Origin of the sequence: Saccharothrix obliqua (assembly GCF_019375475.1) — a bacterium.
Taxonomy (GTDB): Bacteria; Actinomycetota; Actinomycetes; order Mycobacteriales; family Pseudonocardiaceae; genus Actinosynnema; species Actinosynnema obliqua.
Window position 1 is genome coordinate 256,770 of record NZ_JAHXGQ010000004.1, and the last position, 19,013, is coordinate 275,782.

General features: G+C 73.7%; 17 protein-coding genes. 9 read left to right on the forward strand and 8 right to left on the reverse strand.

Going from position 1 to position 19,013, the window contains the following annotated elements; translation table 11 throughout:
• Nucleotides 1–106: 106 nt before the first annotated feature.
• Nucleotides 107–1,264: an MFS transporter gene (locus KZQ38_RS14575; RefSeq protein ID WP_219442291.1), complete on the reverse strand. Its 1,158-nt coding sequence runs from the start codon at nucleotides 1,262–1,264 to the stop codon at nucleotides 107–109.
• Between the two features lie 140 nt (nucleotides 1,265–1,404).
• Between KZQ38_RS14575 and KZQ38_RS14580 the strand changes: the two genes are divergently transcribed.
• Nucleotides 1,405–2,622 carry an MFS transporter gene (locus tag KZQ38_RS14580; RefSeq protein WP_219442293.1) on the forward strand — a complete coding sequence of 406 codons (1,218 nt, stop codon included), beginning with the start codon at nucleotides 1,405–1,407 and terminating at the stop codon, nucleotides 2,620–2,622.
• 4 nt (nucleotides 2,623–2,626) lie between these two features.
• On the opposite strand, the gene KZQ38_RS14585 is transcribed toward KZQ38_RS14580, so the two are convergent.
• Nucleotides 2,627–3,127: a MarR family winged helix-turn-helix transcriptional regulator gene (locus tag KZQ38_RS14585; RefSeq protein WP_219442295.1), complete on the reverse strand. Its 501-nt coding sequence runs from the start codon at nucleotides 3,125–3,127 to the stop codon at nucleotides 2,627–2,629.
• A 42-nt stretch (nucleotides 3,128–3,169) separates the two neighbouring features.
• Between KZQ38_RS14585 and KZQ38_RS14590 the strand changes: the two genes are divergently transcribed.
• The 3 genes from KZQ38_RS14590 (at nucleotide 3,170) to KZQ38_RS14600 (ending at nucleotide 6,414) form a co-directional block, all read left to right on the forward strand.
• Nucleotides 3,170–4,069: a DMT family transporter gene (locus tag KZQ38_RS14590; protein ID WP_257901419.1), complete on the forward strand. Its 900-nt coding sequence runs from the start codon at nucleotides 3,170–3,172 to the stop codon at nucleotides 4,067–4,069.
• A gap of 37 nt (nucleotides 4,070–4,106) precedes the next feature.
• Complete coding sequence (locus KZQ38_RS14595; protein ID WP_219442299.1) at nucleotides 4,107–5,759, forward strand: cellulose binding domain-containing protein; 1,653 nt, start codon at nucleotides 4,107–4,109, stop codon at nucleotides 5,757–5,759.
• Nucleotides 5,760–5,847: 88 nt separating this feature from the next.
• Nucleotides 5,848–6,414, forward strand: a complete 567-nt coding sequence (locus KZQ38_RS14600; protein WP_219442300.1) for a carboxymuconolactone decarboxylase family protein — start codon at nucleotides 5,848–5,850, stop codon at nucleotides 6,412–6,414.
• Here the strand turns inward: KZQ38_RS14600 and KZQ38_RS14605 are convergent.
• The 5 genes from KZQ38_RS14605 to KZQ38_RS14625 all read right to left on the reverse strand — a co-directional run bounded on the left by KZQ38_RS14605 (nucleotide 6,392) and on the right by KZQ38_RS14625 (nucleotide 13,097).
• Nucleotides 6,392–7,771 carry an amino acid permease gene (locus KZQ38_RS14605; RefSeq protein ID WP_257901420.1) on the reverse strand — a complete coding sequence of 460 codons (1,380 nt, stop codon included), beginning with the start codon at nucleotides 7,769–7,771 and terminating at the stop codon, nucleotides 6,392–6,394. The genes KZQ38_RS14600 and KZQ38_RS14605 overlap by 23 nt on opposite strands.
• A gap of 129 nt (nucleotides 7,772–7,900) precedes the next feature.
• Nucleotides 7,901–8,593: a GNAT family N-acetyltransferase gene (locus KZQ38_RS14610; RefSeq protein ID WP_219442302.1), complete on the reverse strand. Its 693-nt coding sequence runs from the start codon at nucleotides 8,591–8,593 to the stop codon at nucleotides 7,901–7,903.
• A gap of 110 nt (nucleotides 8,594–8,703) precedes the next feature.
• On the reverse strand, nucleotides 8,704–9,768 hold the full coding sequence (locus KZQ38_RS14615) for an acetate/propionate family kinase (RefSeq protein WP_219442304.1): 1,065 nt from the start codon (nucleotides 9,766–9,768) through the stop codon (nucleotides 8,704–8,706).
• A complete protein-coding gene (locus tag KZQ38_RS14620) occupies nucleotides 9,768–12,083 on the reverse strand; it encodes a phosphoketolase family protein (protein WP_219442306.1) in 2,316 nt (771 codons plus the stop codon). Before KZQ38_RS14620 ends, KZQ38_RS14615 begins: the two co-directional genes overlap by 1 nt.
• A 147-nt stretch (nucleotides 12,084–12,230) precedes the next feature.
• Nucleotides 12,231–13,097, reverse strand: a complete 867-nt coding sequence (locus KZQ38_RS14625; protein WP_219442308.1) for a universal stress protein — start codon at nucleotides 13,095–13,097, stop codon at nucleotides 12,231–12,233.
• Between the two features lie 166 nt (nucleotides 13,098–13,263).
• Between KZQ38_RS14625 and KZQ38_RS14630 the strand changes: the two genes are divergently transcribed.
• Both KZQ38_RS14630 and KZQ38_RS14635 read left to right on the forward strand, forming a co-directional pair.
• Entirely contained in the window at nucleotides 13,264–13,461 is a 198-nt protein-coding gene (locus KZQ38_RS14630; protein WP_219442310.1) for a hypothetical protein, read from the forward strand.
• An 8-nt stretch (nucleotides 13,462–13,469) separates the two neighbouring features.
• Nucleotides 13,470–14,126, forward strand: a complete 657-nt coding sequence (locus KZQ38_RS14635) for a response regulator transcription factor (RefSeq protein WP_219442312.1) — start codon at nucleotides 13,470–13,472, stop codon at nucleotides 14,124–14,126.
• 201 nt (nucleotides 14,127–14,327) lie between these two features.
• On the opposite strand, the gene KZQ38_RS14640 is transcribed toward KZQ38_RS14635, so the two are convergent.
• Nucleotides 14,328–16,010, reverse strand: a complete 1,683-nt coding sequence (locus tag KZQ38_RS14640; protein WP_308258403.1) for a sensor histidine kinase — start codon at nucleotides 16,008–16,010, stop codon at nucleotides 14,328–14,330.
• A 127-nt stretch (nucleotides 16,011–16,137) separates the two neighbouring features.
• Here KZQ38_RS14640 and KZQ38_RS14645 point away from each other — a divergent pair, with 127 nt between their 5' ends.
• Genes KZQ38_RS14645 through KZQ38_RS14655 form a run of 3 tightly spaced genes read left to right on the forward strand, consistent with a single transcriptional unit; the run spans nucleotide 16,138 to nucleotide 19,012 of the window.
• Complete coding sequence (locus KZQ38_RS14645) at nucleotides 16,138–17,091, forward strand: Acg family FMN-binding oxidoreductase (RefSeq protein ID WP_308258404.1); 954 nt, start codon at nucleotides 16,138–16,140, stop codon at nucleotides 17,089–17,091.
• 14 nt (nucleotides 17,092–17,105) lie between these two features.
• Nucleotides 17,106–18,074, forward strand: coding sequence for a magnesium transporter CorA family protein (locus KZQ38_RS14650; protein ID WP_219442314.1), 969 nt, complete (start codon nucleotides 17,106–17,108; stop codon nucleotides 18,072–18,074).
• Nucleotides 18,074–19,012, forward strand: coding sequence for a phosphotransferase family protein (locus KZQ38_RS14655; RefSeq protein ID WP_257901421.1), 939 nt, complete (start codon nucleotides 18,074–18,076; stop codon nucleotides 19,010–19,012). Before KZQ38_RS14650 ends, KZQ38_RS14655 begins: the two co-directional genes overlap by 1 nt.
• The last annotated feature ends 1 nt before the right edge of the window (nucleotide 19,013 follow it).

Here is a 19,013-nt window from a genome sequence, read left to right on the forward strand (position 1 = left end):
CCGTGACGGTCACGACACGTGGTGAGACAGCGCGACGGGCCGTCGGGTTCCCTCGGGTCCGGGGCGGGGTCCCCGGAGCGGCCGTCCGTTCCGGTACGCCGCGGTTTCAGGCCCGGGCGAGGACGTCCTCCCCGGTCTTCCGCACCAGCGCCGCCGCGCCCAGCGCCACCAGGGAGAGGCCGCCGAACACCGCCGCCGCGCCGGGGTAGCCCGCGACGCCGAGGCCCGCACCGCCGAGCGCCGCGCCGGCGAACGTGCCGACGCTCATGGCCGCGCCGTTCACGCCGAGGGCCGCACCGCGGCTGTCGCCGCTGCGCCGCACCAGCAGGGTCACCAGGCACGCCGTGGCGGTCGCGTGGGTCACCGCCAGCACGGACGTGAGCACCAACGCCACCGCGAACACCTGCACGAAGAAGATGGCCACCACCGCGACCAGCGCGATCGCCAGCGCCACCGGCAGCACCCGGTGCGCCGTGACCCGGTCCGCGCCGAGCAGCCGCCCGGACACCAGGTTGCCGAGGAAGAACGACGTGCCGCTGAGCGTCCAGATCACCGCGAACGCGCCCGGCGTGACCTGGAACCGCTCGTCGTAGTACGCCGCCAGGTAGGACAGGTAACCCATGAACGCGGCGGTCCGCAGCATCGCCACGGCGAACACGGGCCGCAACGCGGCCAACTCCCGGTACGCCGCCAGGTAACCGATGCGCGGCCGTTCGGCCACCACCGTGCCGGGACGGGTGAAGAACACCAGTGCCAGCACCACCGACAACACGGCGATCGCCACCAGGTCACCACGCCAGCCCCACAACGCGGCGGGCAGCGCGACGAGCGGCGCGGCCAGCATCGCGGTCAACGACTGGGTCGCGGTGACCAGCGTCGCCGCCCGCGCGGCGACCGGGCCGGCGTCGAACCGGTCGGCCGCCGCCGCGCCCAGCGCGGGGTTGAGCACCGCCATCGCCGCGCCGACCAGCAGGCAGAACACCACCAGCGCGGCGAACCGCCCGAACGCGCCGACCACCGAGCCCGCCGCCAGCACCAGCAGGCCCACCGCCGCCGCACGCAGCCGGGCCACGCGGTCCAGCAGCGGCGCGAGCCCGGCGCCGACCGCCAACGCGGCCAGCCCGCCGAGACCGCGCAACGAGCCGACCACGGCGACGTCCGCGCCCGCCTCCCGCGAGATCGGCACCAGGAAGGTGCTGAACACCGTGAACGGCAGCAGCGTCGCCGCCGACGCGACCAGCACCGGCCCCAACGCGCGCGCCATCCGCAGATCCCCGACCGGTTCCCCCACCGCGAACTCCCCCCGTTCCGCCGGAACTCTCGCACACCGCGTCGGGCTGCCCGGATTGTCGGTGCCGGATTGTCGGTGCCGGATTGTCGGTGTGCGCCGGCAGGTTCACACCCGTGATCCGTCTCGTGTCGCCGGTGCTCCGCGATCCGGCGTTCCGCTGGTACTTCCTCGCCCGCACGTCGTCCCACCTCGGTGACGGCCTGATAGGCATCGCGCTGCTGTTCGGCGCGTTGCGCCTCGGCGCGTCGCCGACCGAGGTGGGGCTGGTGCTGCTCGCCGGCCGGTTACCGGTGGTCGTGCTCACGCTCCTCGGCGGGGTGGTGGGCGACCTGCTGTCGCGCCGCGCGGTCATGCTCGCCGCCGACCTCGTCCGGTTCGCCTCGCAGGGCCTCACGGCCGTCCTGATGATCACCGGTGCCGCGGCCCTGTGGCACCTGGCGGCGTTGCAGGCCGTGGCCGGCGCGGCGACCGCCTTCTTCACGCCCGCCGCGGCGGGCCTGGTCGCCGACGTGGTGCCCGAGTCCCGGCGTCGCCAGGCCAACGCCGTGCTCACCACCGCCCAGAACGCCGCGACGCTCGTCGCGCCGGCGTTGTCCGCGACGCTGGTCGCCGCGGCCGGCGCGGGGGTGTCCTTCGCCGTGGACGCCGCGACGTTCGCGGTCAGCGCCGGCGCGTTGTTCGCGATGAAGGCGCCGGACCGGTCCGTCGCGGCCCGACCGGCGCTCCTGGCCGCCCTGCGGCACGGGTGGCACGACTTCCGCACCCGCCCGTGGCTCCAGGCCACCACCATCCAGGTCGCCGTCATCAACGGCGCGTGCATCTCGCCGTTCCTGGTCATCGGCCCGGTCATCGCCGACCGGCGGCTGGGCGGCCCGATGGCCTGGGCGCTGATCGGCAACGGCTACGCCGTCGGCGCGTTGCTGGGCAGCGCGATCGCCCTGCGCTGGCGCCCGCGGCGCCCGCTCCTGGTCGCCGTGACCATCCCCGTCGCCCTCGCGCCGCTGTTGGCCCTGCTCGCCGCCGGCGCGCCGACGCCGCTGCTCGCCGCCGCGGCGGTGCCGGCCGGTGTGCAGGCCGCCCTGTACGCCGTGCTCACCGAGACCGCGCGGCAGACGCACGTGCCCGCCGAGCTGGTCGCCCGCACGACCGGCTTCTCCACCGTCGTGGCCCTGGCCGCCGCTCCCCTGGGCATGGCGTTGGCCGGGCCGGCCGCCGAGCACGTCGGGGCGGAGGCCGTGCTGCTGGCCGGCGCGCTGATCGCCGTGCTGAGCACGCCGCCGGCGCTCGCCGTGCGCTCCGTCCGGCGGCTGCCGGCCGAACCCGTCCGCTGACCGGTCAGGGCGATTCGAAGCGGCCCAGCCACGTGGTGAGGATGCGTTCCAGGTCGCGTGCGTCGGCCGGGTCGAGCTGGTCGAGCAGGCGGCGCTCGTTGGCCATGTGCTCGGCGAAGGCGCGGTCGATGACGCGCTTGCCCGCGGCGGTGAGGGCGACGACGCGGCGGCGGCCGTCGCCCTCACCGGAGCGGCGGGTCACCAGGCCGTCGCGTTCGAGCCGGTCGACGCGCTTGGTCATCGCGCCCGTCGTGACCATGGTGTGCAGGGCCAGTTCGCCGGGCGCGCGCTCGTAGGGCTCGCCGGCGCGGCGCAGGGCGGCCAGCACGTCGAACTCCCCCTCGCCCAGCCCGTGCCGCCGGTAGACGGTGGTGAGCTGCTCGGTGAGCACGGCCGCCAGCCGGTGCAGGCGGCCGATGACGCCCTGCGGCGCGACGTCGAGGTCCGGCCGTTCGCGTGCCCACTCGGCCTGGATGCGGGCGACGTGGTCGAGGTGTCCGGTCACACCCGGCACGATATACCTTCCACGGAAGCTATATTGCCCGCCATGACAACCGGTACGCGCTGGGCGCTGGTCACCGCGGTCGCGCCGATAGCCTGGGGCTCGACGTACTACGTGACGCACCGGTTCCTCCCCGCCGATCAACCGCTGTGGGGCGCCGCGCTGCGTGCCCTGCCCGCCGGGCTGCTGCTGCTCGCCGTCCGCCGGGAACGCCCGCGCGGCGACTGGTGGTGGCGCGCGCTCGTGCTGGGCACGCTCAACATGGGCGCGTTCTTCGCCCTGGTCTACGTCGCGGCGCAACTGCTGCCGACCAGCACCGCCGCCACGATCATGGCCGTGTCGCCCGCCGCGATGATCGCGCTGGCGTGGCTCGCCCTCGCCGAGAAGCCCCGCGTCAGGGCGGTGGCGGGCGCGTTGGTCGGGCTCGTCGGCGTGGTGCTGATGCTGTTCAGCGGCATCGGCGCGGTGAGCCCCGCGGGTGTCGCCGCGTCCGCGGCGGCGATGCTGATGTCCGCGCTCGGGCACGTGCTGACCAAGAAGTGGACCGCCACCGCCGACGTGCTGTCCGTGACCTCGTGGCAGCTCGTCGCGGGCGGCCTGGTGCTGACCGCCGCCGCGCTGGTGGTGGAGGGTGCGCCACCGGCGCTCACCCCGACCGGCGTCGCCGCGTTCGGCTACGTGTCGGTCGTCGCCACCGCGATCGCGTTCAGCGCCTGGTTCACCGGGTTGCGGCACCTGGACGCGGGCGCGGTCGGTCTGATCGGCCTGCTCAACCCGGTGACCGGGGTGGTGCTGGGCCTGGTCGTGGCGGGCGAGCCGCTGACCGCCCGGCAGGCGCTGGGGCTCGTGCTGGTCCTGGTCGGCGTCCTGCTCGGCCAACGCGCCGGGCGACGCACCGTTGACCGCACCCGACCACCTGCCTATAAAGGTCCGGACCACGGGTGACCGCCGCGCCCGCCGCCGCTCCGAGAGGTCGTCCGGAATGCGCAGAACGCTGCCGGTGCTGGTCGTCGCGACCGCGTGCGCCGCGCTCGTCACCCCCGCCCACGCCGCCACGGCGGACCTCGCCGCCGCCTTCGCCCAGAAGTCGGTGTGGAGCACCGGATACGGCGGCGAGTTCACGCTGACGAACAACGGCGACGCGGAGAGCACCGGCTGGGTGGTCGAGTTCGACCTGCCCGCGGGCAGCCGCGTCACGAACTCCTGGAACGCCGCGCTCACCCGCACCGGGCAGCACCACCGGTTCGTCAACGCCGGTTCCAACGGTCGCGTGCGCCCCGGCGGCACGGCGGGTTTCGGCTTCAACGTCAGCGGTCTCGGCCTGCCCACCGGCTGCACGGTGAACGGATCGCCGTGCACCGGCGGCGGTCCCGCTCCGGACACCACCCCGCCGACCACGCCGGGCACGCCCCGCGTCACGGACGTCACGGCGACGTCGATCTCGTTGGCGTGGAACGCTTCCACGGACGACACGGCCGTCACCGACTACCAGGTGCTCGTGGGCTCGACAGTGCTCGCCACGACCACCAGCGCCGCCACCCCGGTGAGCGGCCTGATCCCGGACACCGCCTACACCTTCACCGTGCGCGCCCGTGACGCCGCGGGCAACACGTCCCCGGCGAGCGCTTCCGCCACGGCCACCACGAGTCCGGCGAGCGGTGGATCCACTGTGGACGTCGCGACCGCCGAACAGCTCCGCGCCGCGCTGGCACGAGCCGTGCCCGGCCGGACGATCCGGCTCGCGCCGGGCGCGTACCGCGGCTCGTTCGTCGCCACCACGCCCGGCACCGCCGCCGCCCCGATCACCCTGACCGGGCCGGCCGACGCCGTGCTGGTCAACGACGGCCCGTCGGGCACGGCCCCGGGTTGCCCCACGCCCACCGCGGGCTGGGACTCCGGCTACGGCCTGTGGCTGTCCGGCGCGTCGCACTGGAACCTCAGCGGCTTCACCGTGCGGGACTCGAAGAAGGGGATCGTGGTGGACGACTCCCGCCACGTGGTGATCTCGCGGGTGCACGTGCACCACGTGGACGAGGAGGGCGTCCACTTCCGGCGTTCCTCGGCGGACGGCGTGCTGCGCGACTCCACCGTCACCGACACCGGGCTGGTGCAGCGGGGTTACGGCGAGGGCGTGTACATCGGCTCGGCGAACTCGAACTGGGGCTGCCACGGCAACTCCGGCGGCGTCGACCGCAGCGACCGCGTGCAGGTGGTCGGCAACCGCATCGGCCCGAACACCGCCGCCGAGCCGATCGACGTCAAGGAGGGCACCTCCGGCGGCGTGATCCGGGGCAACGCGTTCGACGGCACCGGCATCTCGGGCGAGAACTCGGCCGACTCGTGGATCGACGTGAAGGGCATCGGCTACACCATCGAGGACAACACCGGCGTCTTCGCGCCGCCCGGCAGGTTCGCGAACGGCTACGAGACCCACAACCCGGCCACCACGCCGTCGTTCCCCAACGGCTGCGGCAACACGTGGCGTGGCAACCGCTCCGACCTCGGCGGCGTCGGCCAGTACGCGATCAAGATCACGTCCACGTCGAAGTGCGCGGGCCTGCCGAACGTCGTGCACGCGTCGAACCAGGTGAGCCGCGCCGTCGGCGGGCTGACCAACGTGCCGGTCACCCCGTGACCGGCACGGCCGCGGTCACCCGTCGGTTCGCCGGGGTTCGTCCGTTTCGGGGCACGCGGGCCGCGCCCCGGGGACTAGCTTGGTGGACATGGCGCATATCGACTTCGGCGTGGACGAGACCCAGTTCCCCGGGATCAACGGGCCCCTCAAGTTCCGGCCCGAGACGGCCGGACCGCTCAACGAGCTGGCCGAGATCCTGCTGCGCGCGCCGCACTCCCTGCCTCCGGGTGAACGCGAGCTGATCGCCGCCTACGTGTCCGGCCTCAACGAGTGCACGTTCTGCTGCGACTCGCACTCGGCGTTCGCCGCCGAGCAGCTCGACGACGGCTTGGCGCTGGTCAAGGAGGTGCGCAAGGACCCGGACAGCGCACCGATCCCCGACAAGCTGCGCGCGCTGCTCAAGATCGCCGCGGCCGTGCAGGAGTCCGGCCGCAAGGTCACCCGCCTGCTCGTGGACGAGGCCCGCGCGGAAGGCGCGACCGACGTCGAGATCCACGACACGGTGCTGATCGCGGCGGCGTTCAGCATGTACAACCGCTACGTCGACGGGCTGGCCACGATCACGCCCGAGGACCCCTCGGCGTACAAGGAGGCCGCGCGCCGGATCGTGCGGCACGGTTACGTGACGCCGGTCAACGACGCGGCGACGCCGTGACCCGCCTGCGCACCAGCGGGTAGGACAGCAGCACCAGGCCGAGGAACGGCAGCCCCACCTGCCAGGCGCGGCCGAACACGTCGGTGAACGCGGTGATCACCAGGACACCCGCGACGAACACCGCACCCAGCACCGTCGTCGTCGGCGCGCCGGGCAGGCGCACCGGCGACGGCGGCAGGTCCCGGCGCGCCCGGCGGAACGCCGCGTGGCAGACCAGGATGAACAGCCACGCGATCATCCCGCCGAACAGCGTGATGCCCAGCAGCACCAGGAACGCGGTGTCCGCCGCCACCGCCGACACCACGGCCGCGGCGCCCAGCCCCGCGGCGGACACCAGCACCGCCCGTCGCGGGCTGCCCTGCGCGTTCACCGCGGCCAGCGCGCGCGGCGCGTACCCGTCCAGGGCCAGCGAGTGCACCGTCCGCGCGCCCAGGTACAGCGTGGTGTTCGCCGCCGACAACGCGGCCGTGAGCACCACGAAGTTCATCACCCCGGCCGCCGCGGGCAGCCCGATCGACCCGAACAGCTCGACGAACGGGCTCTGCGCCACGCCCTCCGCCGCCGCGGACCGCGTCCACGGCACGATGGCCACGATCAAACCGTTCGCCAGCACGTAGAACAGGGCGAGCCGCAACACCACCCGCCGCGCCGCGCGGGGCAGGTCCCGCTCCGGCCGCCGCGACTCGGCCGCCGTCATCGCCACGCCCTCGACGCCGCCGTAGCTGAACGTCGCGACGGTCAGCGCCAGCACCAGCCCGCCCAGCCCGTTGGGCAGGAAACCGCCGTGCGCGGTCCACGCGGCCAACCCCGGCGCGCCCCGTCCCGGCAGCCCGAACACCACCAGCAACAACGCCAGCACGACGAACACCACCAGCACGGTTACCTTGACCATGGAGAGCCAGTATTCGACCTCGCCGAACACCCGCACGGCCGCGACGTTCACCAGCGCGATCCCGAGCGCGAACACCAGCACCACCGCCCACAGCGGTGCCTGCGGCCACCAGAACCGCACGTAGAGCCCGGCCGCCACCACCTCGCCGCCGACCGTGGCGACCTGCGCGAACCAGTAGCACCACCGCTGCACGTACCCCGCGAGCGGCCCGAGGTAGCGGTCCGAGACCGCGCCGAAGCCGCCCGCCTCCGGGTGCACCGCGACCATCTCGGCCACCGCGTAGACCACCACCACCGCGGCGAGCGCGCCGACCAGGTAGGCCACCACGACCGCGGGGCCCGCCATCGAGATCGCGAGCCCGGAGCCGAGGAACAGGCCGGTGCCCAGCGCGCCGCCGAGCGAGATCATGCCGATCTGACGGCCGGAGAGCTGCCGCCGCAACCCGCCGCGGTCGTCGTTCGTCAACGCGTCACCCTCGGCCGAGCGGTCAAGAGGGGCCGACAGTGCCGGCTGCCGGGCGCCGCGCACCACCTCCGCACGGCCGCCGCTTCGGTCCACCGCGCGACTCCGGCGGACCGGGCGGAGCCGACCGGCTCAGGCGACCTCGGCCAGCGGGACGCGCACCGCCATGAACTCCGAGTGCCGCCGCAGCCGGAAGCCGAGCGACTCGTACAGCCGGATCGCGTTGGTGTTCTCCGCCGCCGCGTGCATCATGGGCGTCTCGCCCCGCGCCCGGATGCCCGCCGCGACGGCCAGCACCAGCCGGGTGGCGAGCCCCTGGCCGCGGTGCGCGGGGTCCGTGCACACCGCGCTGATCTCGGTGTAGCCCGGCGGGTGCAGCCGCTCGCCCGCCATCGCCACGAGCCGGCCACCCCGGCGGATGCCCAGGTAGACGCCCAGTTCGATGGTGCGTTCCCGGAACGGACCCGGTTTGGTGCGCTCCACCAGGTCCAGCATCTCGGGCACGTCGTCCGCCGTCAGCCGCACCGCCTCCGGGTCCTCGGCGACCCGCACGCCGTCGTCCACGAGCTGCACGCCCGCGCCCCGGAACTCGACCTCCCAGCCGGGCGGCGGGTCCACGCCCGCCGGGTTGTTGATCGGCACCACCTCACCCGCGCCCGCCAGCGCCGCGATGTCGTCCCACACCCGGTCGTCCGGGTCGTCCGGCAGCGCGAGGAACGGCGCGACGTCCGGGCGGTACCGCAGCACCTGGCCGTGCCGCTCGGCGAAGTGGGCGTGCGCGCCGGTCAGCGACGCCCACGCCGGGTTGTCCAGTGAAGACGACATGTGCCATCCCGTCCGTGTAGTTCGCAAACGGGCGAATCATCCGTCGCGCGGGCGTGCCCAGTCCACTGCTCCCACATCCTGAACACCCCGGTGCCGTCCCCTGTGGACGGTCACGCGGTCAGCGCGTGCCGCACGCCGCGAGCGATCTCCACGTCCTCGCGTGCCTCGACCACCCACACGCCGACCCGCGCGTCCTCGGTGCTGACCCGCTGGTCGCCGGACCGGTCCGCGTTGCGCCCCGCGTCCAGCTCGACGCCCAGGAACCCGAGTCCCGCCGCCGTTCGCGCCCGGACCTCCGCGTCGTGCTCCCCCACACCGCCGGTGAACACCAGCAGGTCCATGCCGCCCAACGACGCCGCCATGGCCGCGATGCCCTGCCGGAGCCGGTGCACGAACACGTCCACCGCCAACGCCGCCTCCGGCGTACCGGCGCGGTGGATGTCCCGCAGGTCGGCGCTACCCGCGAGGCCGAGCAGCCCCGACCGGTGCTCCAGCCCGTCCTCCAACTGCTCGGGGTCGACCTTCCCGTGCCGCAGCAACCACACCAGCAGGCCCGGGTCGACGTCACCGCTGCGGGTGGCCATCACCAGGCCGGACAGCGGGGTGAAACCCATCGTGGTGTCCACCGACCGGCCGTCCCGCACCGCCGCCAGCGAGCAACCCGCGCCCAGGTGGCAGGTGACCACGAGCGAGCCGCCCGCCAGGTCGACGGCCCGGCGGGACGCGTACGCGTGCGACAGGCCGTGGAAGCCGTACCGGCGCAGGCCCCAGTCCCGCCACTCGCGCGGCACGGCGTAGGTGGCGGCGAACCCCGGCATGGTGTGGTGGAAGGAGGTGTCGAAGCACGCGACCTGCGGCACGTCCGGCAGGTGCTCGGTGACCGCGTCGACGCCCGCCAGCGCCCGCGGCTGGTGCAGCGGCGCGAGGTCGGTCAGCCGCTCGATCCGCTCCCGCGTGCCCGCGTCGAGCACGGCGGGACCCGGGAAGTCCGGCCCGCCGTGCACCACCCGGTGCCCCACCGCCGCGACCGGCGGCGCGTCGGCCAGGAACTCGGCCACGCCGCCCGACCCGTCCCACCGCTCCAGGTGCCGCTGCGCCAGCACCCGGTCGTCGTCGTCCAGCACGGACAGCTTCAGGCTGGACGACCCCGCGTTCACCACCAGCACGGCCGCCATCAGTACGGCCAGGCCCAGTCGCGGACCTCGGGCAGGTCCTCGCCGTGCTCGCGGATGTAGAAGTGGTGCCTGGTCCGCTGGTCCGCCATCCGCTGACGCAGCCCGGCCGCCTTCGGCCCGAGCCCCGGCACGCGGTCCACCACGTCGATCACCAGCCGGTAGCGGTCCATGTCGTTGAGCACCAGCATGTCGAACGGCGTGGTCGTGGTGCCCTCCTCCTTGTAGCCGCGCACGTGGATGTTCACGTGGTTGGTCCGCCGGTAGGTCAGGCGGTGGATCAGCCACGGGTAGCCGTGGTAGGCGAAGATCACCGGCTTGTCCCGGGTGAACAACGCGTCGAACTCGCGGTCGGGCATCCCGTGCGGGTGCTCGGTCTCGGGCTGGAGGCGCATCAGGTCGACCACGTTCACCACGCGCACCTTCAACTCCGGCAGGTGCTCGCGCAGCAGTGCGGTGGCGGCCATGACCTCCAGGGTCGGCGCGTCGCCCGCGCAGGCCAGCACCACGTCCGGCTCGCCGTCGGTGTTGCCCGCCCACTCCCAGGTGCCCGCGCCCCGCGCGCAGTGCAGCACGGCCTCCTCGGGGCCCAGCCAGTCCGGTGTGAGGTTCTTGCCCGCCACGACCACGTTGACGTAGTCGCGGCTGCGCAGGCAGTGGTCCGCGACCGACAGCAGCGTGTTGGTGTCCGGCGGCAGGTAGACCCGGACCACCTCGGCCTTCTTGTTCATCACGTGGTCGATGAAGCCGGGGTCCTGGTGGGAGAAGCCGTTGTGGTCCTGCCGCCACACGTGCGACGACAGCAGGTAGTTCAACGACGCCACCGGCCGCCGCCACGGCAGCTTCCGGTGCGTGCCCAGCCATTTGGCGTGCTGGTTGAACATCGAGTCCACGATGTGCGTGAACGCCTCGTAGCAGTTGAAAAGGCCGTGCCGCCCGGTGAGCAGGTAGCCCTCCAGGAAACCCTGGCACAGGTGCTCGGACAACACCTCCACCACGCGTCCGTCGCGGGACAGGTGCTCGTCGGTCGGCAGGATCTCGGCCTGCCACTGCTTGTCGGTCACGTCGAACACCGCGTCCAGCCGGTTGGACGCCGTCTCGTCCGGGCCGAACAGGCGGAAGTTGAGCTGCTCGGCGTTGAGCGCCAGCACGTCCCGCAGCATCCGGCCGAGCACGCGCGTCGGCTCGGACGAGGTGGTGCCGTGCTTCGCGACCTCCACGCCGTAGCGGGCGAGGCCCGGCAGCCGCAGCTCGCGCAGCAGCAGACCACCGTTGGCGTGCGGGTTCGCACCCATCCGCCGCGTGCCGCCCGGTGCGAGCGCCAGCAGCTCCGGTTTCGGCCTGCCGTGCTCGTCGAACAACTTCTCCGGCCGGTAGGACCTCAGCCACTCCTCCAGCAGCGCCAGGTGCTCCGGGTTGTCCCGCACGCCGGCCAGCGGAACCTGGTGCGCACGCCACGTGCCCTCGACCGGCTTGCCGTCCACTTCGGACGGTCCGGTCCAGCCCTTCGGGCTGCGCAGCACGATCATCGGCCACCGGCCGCCCGCGGACTTCACCCCGGCGATCTCGTCCAGCACCCGGTCCAGGACCTCCGCCATCCGGGCGTGCATGGCGGCCGGCTCGTCGCCCTCGACGTAGTGCGGCGCGTAGCCGTAACCACGCAGCAGCGCGTCGAGGTCGTCGTGCGGGATGCGGGCGAGCACGGTCGGGTTGGCGATCTTGTAGCCGTTGAGGTGCAGGATCGGCAGCACCGCGCCGTCCCGGCGCGGGTCCAGGAACTTGGCGCCGTGCCAGCTCGCGGCCAGCGGACCGGTCTCCGCCTCGCCGTCGCCGACCACGCACGCCACCAGCAGGTCCGGGTTGTCGAACGCCGCGCCGAAGGCGTGCGCCAGCGAGTAGCCCAACTCGCCGCCCTCGTGGATGGAGCCGGGCACCTCCGGCGCGACGTGGCTGGGCACGCCGCCGGGGAACGAGAACTGGCGGAACAGCCGCCGCATCCCGTAGCCGTCACGCGGCACCTCCGGGTAGTTCTCGCTGTAGGAGCCCTCCAGCCAGGTGTTCGCGAGCAGCGCCGGTCCGCCGTGCCCCGGGCCGGTCACGAACATCGCGTTCAGGTCGCGTTCCAGGATCGCCCGGTTCAGGTGGGCGTAGACGAAGTTCAGCCCCGGCGTCGTGCCCCAGTGCCCGAGCAGCCGGGGTTTGATGTGCGCTGGTGTGAGCGGTTCGGTGAGCAGCGGGTTGTCCAGCAGGTAGATCTGGCCCGCCGAGAGGTAGTTCGCGGCGCGCCAGTAGGCGTCGACCAGTGCCAGGTCCGACATGCGGTGTGCCCCTCCGAGTCGGTGGTGTGCTCAGTCGGTGGTGTGCTCGGTCGCTGTGTGCCCGGGCGGTGTGTGCCCGAGCGGTGTGTGCCCGAGCGGTGTGCTCAGGCGGTGCGTGCCCAGGCTGTATGCCCAGGCCGTGCGTGCTCAGGCGGTCGGGTGCGAGCGGACCACGGCCAGCGGGCACGGCGCGTGGTAGACCAGGGTCTGGCTGGTCGAGCCGAGCAGCATCCCCTTGAACCCACCGCGGCCCCGGCTGCCGACCACCAGCAGCTGCGCCGTGGCCGCCAGCTCCAGCAACGCGCGTGCCGGGCGGTCGCGGACCACCTTGCGCTCCACCCGGACGTCCGGGTACTTCTCCTGCCACCCGGCGAGCCGTTCCGCCAGCTCCAGCCGCTCCTGCTCCTCGACCTGGTCCCAGTCCACCGGCACGGGGCCGCCGAACACCAGCGGGAAGTCGTTGCCGGCGAGCAGCGCGACCAGCGGCGCGTCGCGCATCGACGCCGCCTCGAACGCGAACGCCACGGCCTGCTCGCTGGTCGGCGAGCCGTCCACGCCGACCACCACCGGACCGCCCTCCGGCAGCTCCTCCCGGACCACCACGACCGGGCACTCCCCGTGCGCCGCGACGGCCACCGCGACCGACCCGACCAGGACACCCGTGAACCCGCCGAGCCCGCGCGAGCCGAGCACCACCAGCCGGGCGCGCTTGGACTCCCACACCATCGCGCCCGCCGCGCCGGAGTGCGCCAGCTCGACGCCGACCTCGACGTCGGGTTCGGCCGCGCGCACCACCGCCTCCGCGTCGGCCAGCCACTGCCTGCCCTGCTCCTCCAGCGCCTGCCGCACCTCGTTGGCGGTGAGCACGACCTCCGGGTAGCCCCGACCCGGCACCAGGTACGCGTGCACCAGCTTGAGCGCGACGTGGTGCCGGGCGGCCTCCGCCGCCGCCCACCGCACCGCCGACAACGCCGACGTCGAACCGTCCACACCGACCACGATCGGAACGCTCATGGGTCAATCCTTTCCGAAGTGCGCCGAACCCGCGCGGCGACGACCCCGACGCTAGGCAGCGGGGCGGGTGGTGGACGCGGTCCAAGGTCCCGGTCGGGAGGGGCCCTTCGACCACTGCGCGACCTGCACCCGAATGGCGTAATGAAAGGAGCGCGAGAGGAGTGACATGAACTGGTACTACGGTGTGCACGGGACGCAGATGCTGGTCATGGCGTTGTCCGGCCTGCTGCTGGTCGCGGGTGCGGCGGCGTTCGCCTTCAGGGCGCTGCGCAGGGACGACGACGCGGAGGGCACGCGGGACCTTCGACCCTGTTCGGTGGCGGTGCGCGTGGGCGAGGGTCAGGATCGACGGCGGGACGGCTAGGGGGTGCGGTGAGCGCGAAGGTGTTCCTGGTGGACGACCACGAGGTGGTCCGGGTGGGTGTTCGGGAACTCCTGAACAGCTCGGCGGACCTGGAGGTCGTCGGTGAGGCGGGTTCGGTCGCCGAGGCGCTGGCACGCGTCCCGACCAGCGGCGCGGAGGTCGCCGTGCTGGACGTCCGCCTGCCGGACGGGAACGGCATCGAGCTGTGCCGCGAGCTGCGGTCCCGGTTGCCCGAGCTGAAGTGCCTGATGCTGACGTCGTTCACCGACGACGAGGCGTTGTTCGACGCGATCATGGCGGGCGCGTCCGGCTTCGTGCTCAAGCGCATCGTGGGCAACGACCTGGTGTCCGCCGTCCGCACGGTGGCGTCCGGCGAGTCCCTGCTGGACGCGCGCTCGACGTCGGCCCTGCTCAACCGCATCCGCCGGGAGCGCGAGGAGGGCGACCCGGTGCGGATGCTGACCGAGCAGGAGCGCGTCGTGCTGGAGCACATCGGGCACGGGTTGACCAACCGGCAGATCGCCGAGGCGATGTTCCTGGCCGAGAAGACGGTGAAGAACTACGTCTCGCACCTGCTGGCCAAGCTGGGCCTGGAACGCCGCACCCAGGCGGCGGTGCTGGCGACCCGCCTGCGCAAACCGGCCGTCCCCCGCGAGGACGGCTGACCCCGCGGCGACCGGTACGGCCGGGACGCCGAACCCGCGAACCCGCGGCACGCACCACGACAACCGGGCACCCCCTCGCCAGGCACCGGCCTCGCCCCAGCGGCACGCACCACGACAATCGGGCACCCCCTCGCCAGGCACCGGCCTCACCCCAACGGCACGCACCACGACACCCAGGCACCCCCTCCCCAGGCACCGGCCTCACCCCAACGGCACGCTCCACGTCAACCGGGTGCCGCCCCCGGGTTCCGCCGTCACGGCCAGCGCGCCACCCAGCCCGGCGGCCCGCCGCTCCAGGTTGTGCAACCCGCTGCGCGCCACCTGCGCGGGCATCCCGACCCCGTTGTCCGCGACGGTCACGGTCAGGTGGTCGCCCGCCTCCACCGTCACCGTCAGCTCCGTCGCGCGGGCGTGGCGGACGGCGTTGCTGACCGCCTCGCGGACCACCGCCTCGGCGTCCTCGGCCACGTCGTCGGGCACCGAGCTGTCCACCGTCCCGGTCATCCGCACGGACGGCCGGAGCGCGGTGTGGTCGGTCAGCTCGCTGATCAGGTCGAGCAGCCGGCGGCGCAGGCCCGGGGTGTCCTCGGACGCCTGGAGGTCGAAGATCGACGTCCTGATCTCCAGCACCGTCTCGTCGAGCTGGGAAACCGCCTTCTCCACCCGCTCCCGGACCAGCGGCTGCCCGATGGACGCCAACGCGCCCTGGAGGCTCATGCCGGTGGCGAACAGCCGCTGGATCACGTGGTCGTGCAGGTCGCGCGCGATGCGGTCGCGGTCCTCCAGCACGGCGACCAGCCGACGCGCCCGCTGGTTCTCGGCGAACTCCAGCGCCACCGCCGCCTGGTCGGCGAACGACGCCAGCAGCGGCACCTGGTCGGCGCCGAACTGGGCGCTGCCCTTCTCCCGGACCGACAGCAGGACGCCGGTCATGGCGGCGCCCGACCGCAGCGGCACCGCGACGCCCGGTCCCGCCGGAGCCGCCGAGTCGCCGAGCCGCCGCTCCAGGTCGTCGACCAGGACCGGCGTGCCGGACTCCAAGACCTCCTGCGTGAACGTCCCGCTGCCCGGCAGCACGGTGCCCACCAGGCTCTCCACCGACGCACCCGCGCCGGACGCGATGCGCAACCGCCCGTCGTCCTCGACCAGCACGATCAACGCCGCCGCCGACACCGACAGCTCGCGGGTCCGCTGCGCGATCAGGTGCAGCGCGTCCTCGGCCGACGCGCCGCCCAGCAGGGCGGCGTTGATCTCCGCCGCCGCCTCCAGCCACCGCTCCCGCATCCGCGACTGCTCGAACAGCCGGGCGTTCTCGATCGCCACACCGGCCGCCGCCGCCAACGCCGACAACACCACCTCGTCGTCGGCCGTGAAATCCGCGCCCTCGATCTTCTCCGTCATGTAGAGGTTGCCGAACACCTCGTCCCGCACCCGCACCGGCACACCCAGGAAGCTGTGCATCGGCGGGTGGTTCGGCGGGAAGCCCACCGACGCGGGGTGCGTCGCCAGGTCGTGCAGCCGGATCGCCCGCGGGTCCTCGATCAGCAGGCCCAGCAGGCCCTTGCCCTCCGGCAGGTGCCCCATGTGCGACCGGGTCTCCGGGTCGATGCCCACGTAGACGAACTCCGACAGGCCCTCACGCGGACCCAGCACGCCCAGCGCGCCGTACCGCGCGCCGACCAGCTCCGTCGCGACCTGCACGATCCGCTGCAACGTGGAGTCCAGCTCCAACCCCGCGCCGACGGCCAGCACCGCGTCCAGCAGGCGCTGCGTCTTGTCCCGCGTGGACGAGATCTCGGCCAGCCGCTCACGCATCTCGTCCAGCAGTTCGTCCAGCCGCAGCCCGCTCAGCAGACGGTGCGGCACGTCCTCGGCTCCGACCACGGACGCAGCGTGTCACGCCCGGTCCGGCGGCACCAAGTCCGGCGGTCCCGGGCCGACCAGGGACCTTCGACCGTGTGCCCGCCCGGCGCTCCGGCGGATAGTGGGTGGCGGGAGCGAGGTGATCCACGTGGAAGCACTGGGGTTGACGGGCGACGAGGTCGCCGAGGTGCTCGCGACCGCGTCCCTGGCCCCGTCCCTGCACAACGCGCAACCGTGGCGCTTCCGGGTGGCGCCGGACCGGATCGAGCTGCACCCGGACCCGGACCGCCACCTGCCCGCGACCGACCCGGACGGCCGGGAGGCGCGGTTGGCGTGCGGGGCGGCGTTGTTCAACCTGCGGCTGGCGCTCCAGGCACGTGGCATCCGACCGCTGGTGTCGCTGCTGCCCGGCGCGGCCCTCGCGGAGGTGCGCCGGGGCGGCCGGTACCCGGCGGACGAGGAGACGCGAGAACTGCTCGCGGCCGTGCCCGCGCGGCGGTCCAACCGGCGGCCGTTCCGGGACGTGCCGGTGCCGGTGGCGCACCGGCGGGCGCTGGTGCGCGCGGTCGAGCGGGAGCGGTCGTGGCTGCACGTCGTCGCCGACGCCGACGAGCGCTACCAGGTGCGGCGGCTGGTGACCAAGGCGCACCGGGTGCAGACCGAGGACCCCGCGGTCCGGGCCGAGCTGACCGCGTGGACCACGCACCGCGCCCCGAACGGTGGCGTGCCCGCCGAATCGGCCGGCGTGCTGCCCGCGCCGCAGGACGAGTGGGCGCTGCGTGATTTCCACGGCGCGCCACGCCCGCCGGGCAAGGACTACGAGCCCGACCCGCTGGTGGTGGTGCTGTGCTCCTTCTACGCCGGTCCGCTCGCGGAGGTCCAGGCCGGGCAGGCGTTGCAGCGGCTGCTGCTGACCGCCACCTCGCTCGGGCTGTCGGCGTCCTTCATGTCCCAGCCGATCGAGGTGCGGCAGGTGCGTGACGAGTTGCGCCGCCTGCTCGGCGGGTCGGTCGTGCCGCAGGCGCTGCTGCGCGTCGGCTACGGCTCGCCGGTGCCGCCGACACCCCGGCGCGCGGTGCGGGACCTGCTCCTGGGAGGTTGATCTAGGCTGGGTCGATGCCACGGACCCGCGAGTACCGGCACGGCGAACTCGTCGCCGAGGACTTCCCCGTCGCGGAGGTGCCCGAACGGCTGCGCGGGGACGGCGTCACGCTGTGGGTCGACCTGTGCGGGCCGTCCACGGACGAGCTGCCCGCGCTCGCCGCCGAGCTGGGCCTGCACGCGCTGGCCGTCGAGGACGCCCTGCACCCGCACGAGCGACCGAAGCTGCACCAGTACGAGACCCACTGCTTCCTCACCGCCTACGCGACGCGCCTGGACGAGCAGGGCGCGCTGGTCACGGCCGAGCTGTCGGCGTTCGTCACGCGGCACGCGCTGGTGACCGTCCGCACCGACGACCGGTTCGACATGGGCCTGGTCGTGGACCGGTGGGAGGAGTCGCCGACGCTCGCGCGCAGCGGTGTCGGCTACCTCGCGCACGGGCTGCTGGACTGCGTGGTGGACAGCCACTTCGAGGCCGTGCAGGCGTTGGACGAGCAGATCGAGTCGTTGGAGGACATGGTCTTCGCCGACCAGCCGGACACCGTGGCCGTGCAGCGGCGGAGCCTGGCGCTGCGCCGGTCGCTGGTGACGCTGCGGCGCGTGGTGCTGCCCATGAGGGAGGTGGTCAGCGGCCTGATGCGGCGTGACCAGGACATCGTGGACGCCCCGCTGATGCCGTACTACCAGGACGTCTACGACCACGTGCTGCGGGCGGGCGAGTGGACGGAGTCGCTGCGCGAGGTGGTCGCCACGATCCGCGAGACGCAGCTCAGCCTCCAGGGCAACCGGCTCAACCTGGTCATGAAGAAGGTGACCGGGTGGGCGGCGATCGTCGCCGTGCCGACCGCGATCACCGGGTTCTACGGGCAGAACGTGCCGTTCCCCGGCACCGGCGAGACATGGGGTTTCTGGCTGTCCGCCGCGCTCATGCTGGTCGCGTCCGCTTCCCTGTACTTGTTGTTCAAGCGCCGGGACTGGTTGTGATGCGGGACCGACCCCACGATCTCCCGGACGACCGGGTGGCCGGGGCGCTGGCCGCGTTCGGCATCCGGGCGCGGTCGCTGACGCACGCGCCGGTCGGGTTCGGCGACCACCACTGGCGCGTGGACGGGCGCTGGTTCGCCACCGTGTCGGACCTGGCGCACAAGCCGCACTGCGGTGACGGACCGGTGGCCGCGCTGCGCGGGCTGCGGGCGGCGATGGACGCCGCCGCCGCGTTGGGCGGGGAACTGGACTTCGTGGTGCCGCCGGTGCGCACACCGGCCGGGGACACCGCGGTGCCGTTGGACGAGCGGTACGCGCTGACGGTGTTCCCGCTGGTCGACGGCGAACCGGGCGAGTTCGGCCAGGTGCTCGGCCGCGCGGACCACGACCGGGTGCTGGAGATGCTGGCCGAGCTGCACGCGACGGACGTGCCCGCGCCCGCGGTCGCGCCCGACGTGCCGGGGCGGGCGGCGCTGGTCGACCTGCTGGACCGGCTGCGGGAACCGTGGTCGGGCGGCCCGTTCGCCACGCCCGCCCGTGAGCTGCTGTCCACGCGGCGCGGCGTCGTGCGGGCGCGGCTGGCCGAGTTCGACCGGCTCGCCGCCCGGCTGCCCGCCCGGACCGCGGTCACGCACGGCGAGCCGCACCCCGGCAACCTGGTGCGTGGCGCCGCCGGGTGGCGGCTGGTCGACTGGGACACCGTCGGCACCGCCGTGCCGGAACGCGACCTGGCCGTGGTCTCGGGCCCGCTCGACCGGTACGCGGAGGTCACCGGGTACGAGCCCGACCCGGGCGCGCTGGCGTTGTACCGGTTGCGGTGGAGCCTGGTGGACGTGGCCGAGTTCGCGGTGTGGCTGCACGGGCCGCACGAGGCGTCGGAGGACTCGGCGGCGGCGTTGCGCGGGTTGGCGGAGACGTTGGACCACCTCGCCGGGTGAC

Bases quoted from the DNA above. Each gene is read 5' to 3' on its own strand.
- KZQ38_RS14575 (WP_219442291.1), bottom strand. From the start codon at position 1,264: ATGGCGCGCGCGTTGGGGCCGGTGCTGGTCGCGTCGGCGGCGACGCTG.
- KZQ38_RS14590 (WP_257901419.1), top strand. From the start codon at position 3,170: ATGACAACCGGTACGCGCTGGGCGCTGGTCACCGCGGTCGCGCCGATA.
- KZQ38_RS14595 (WP_219442299.1), top strand. From the start codon at position 4,107: ATGCGCAGAACGCTGCCGGTGCTGGTCGTCGCGACCGCGTGCGCCGCG.
- KZQ38_RS14600 (WP_219442300.1), top strand. From the start codon at position 5,848: ATGGCGCATATCGACTTCGGCGTGGACGAGACCCAGTTCCCCGGGATC.
- KZQ38_RS14610 (WP_219442302.1), bottom strand. From the start codon at position 8,593: ATGTCGTCTTCACTGGACAACCCGGCGTGGGCGTCGCTGACCGGCGCG.
- KZQ38_RS14615 (WP_219442304.1), bottom strand. From the start codon at position 9,768: ATGGCGGCCGTGCTGGTGGTGAACGCGGGGTCGTCCAGCCTGAAGCTG.
- KZQ38_RS14620 (WP_219442306.1), bottom strand. From the start codon at position 12,083: ATGTCGGACCTGGCACTGGTCGACGCCTACTGGCGCGCCGCGAACTAC.
- KZQ38_RS14625 (WP_219442308.1), bottom strand. From the start codon at position 13,097: ATGAGCGTTCCGATCGTGGTCGGTGTGGACGGTTCGACGTCGGCGTTG.
- KZQ38_RS14630 (WP_219442310.1), top strand. From the start codon at position 13,264: ATGAACTGGTACTACGGTGTGCACGGGACGCAGATGCTGGTCATGGCG.
- KZQ38_RS14650 (WP_219442314.1), top strand. From the start codon at position 17,106: ATGCCACGGACCCGCGAGTACCGGCACGGCGAACTCGTCGCCGAGGAC.
- KZQ38_RS14655 (WP_257901421.1), top strand. From the start codon at position 18,074: ATGCGGGACCGACCCCACGATCTCCCGGACGACCGGGTGGCCGGGGCG.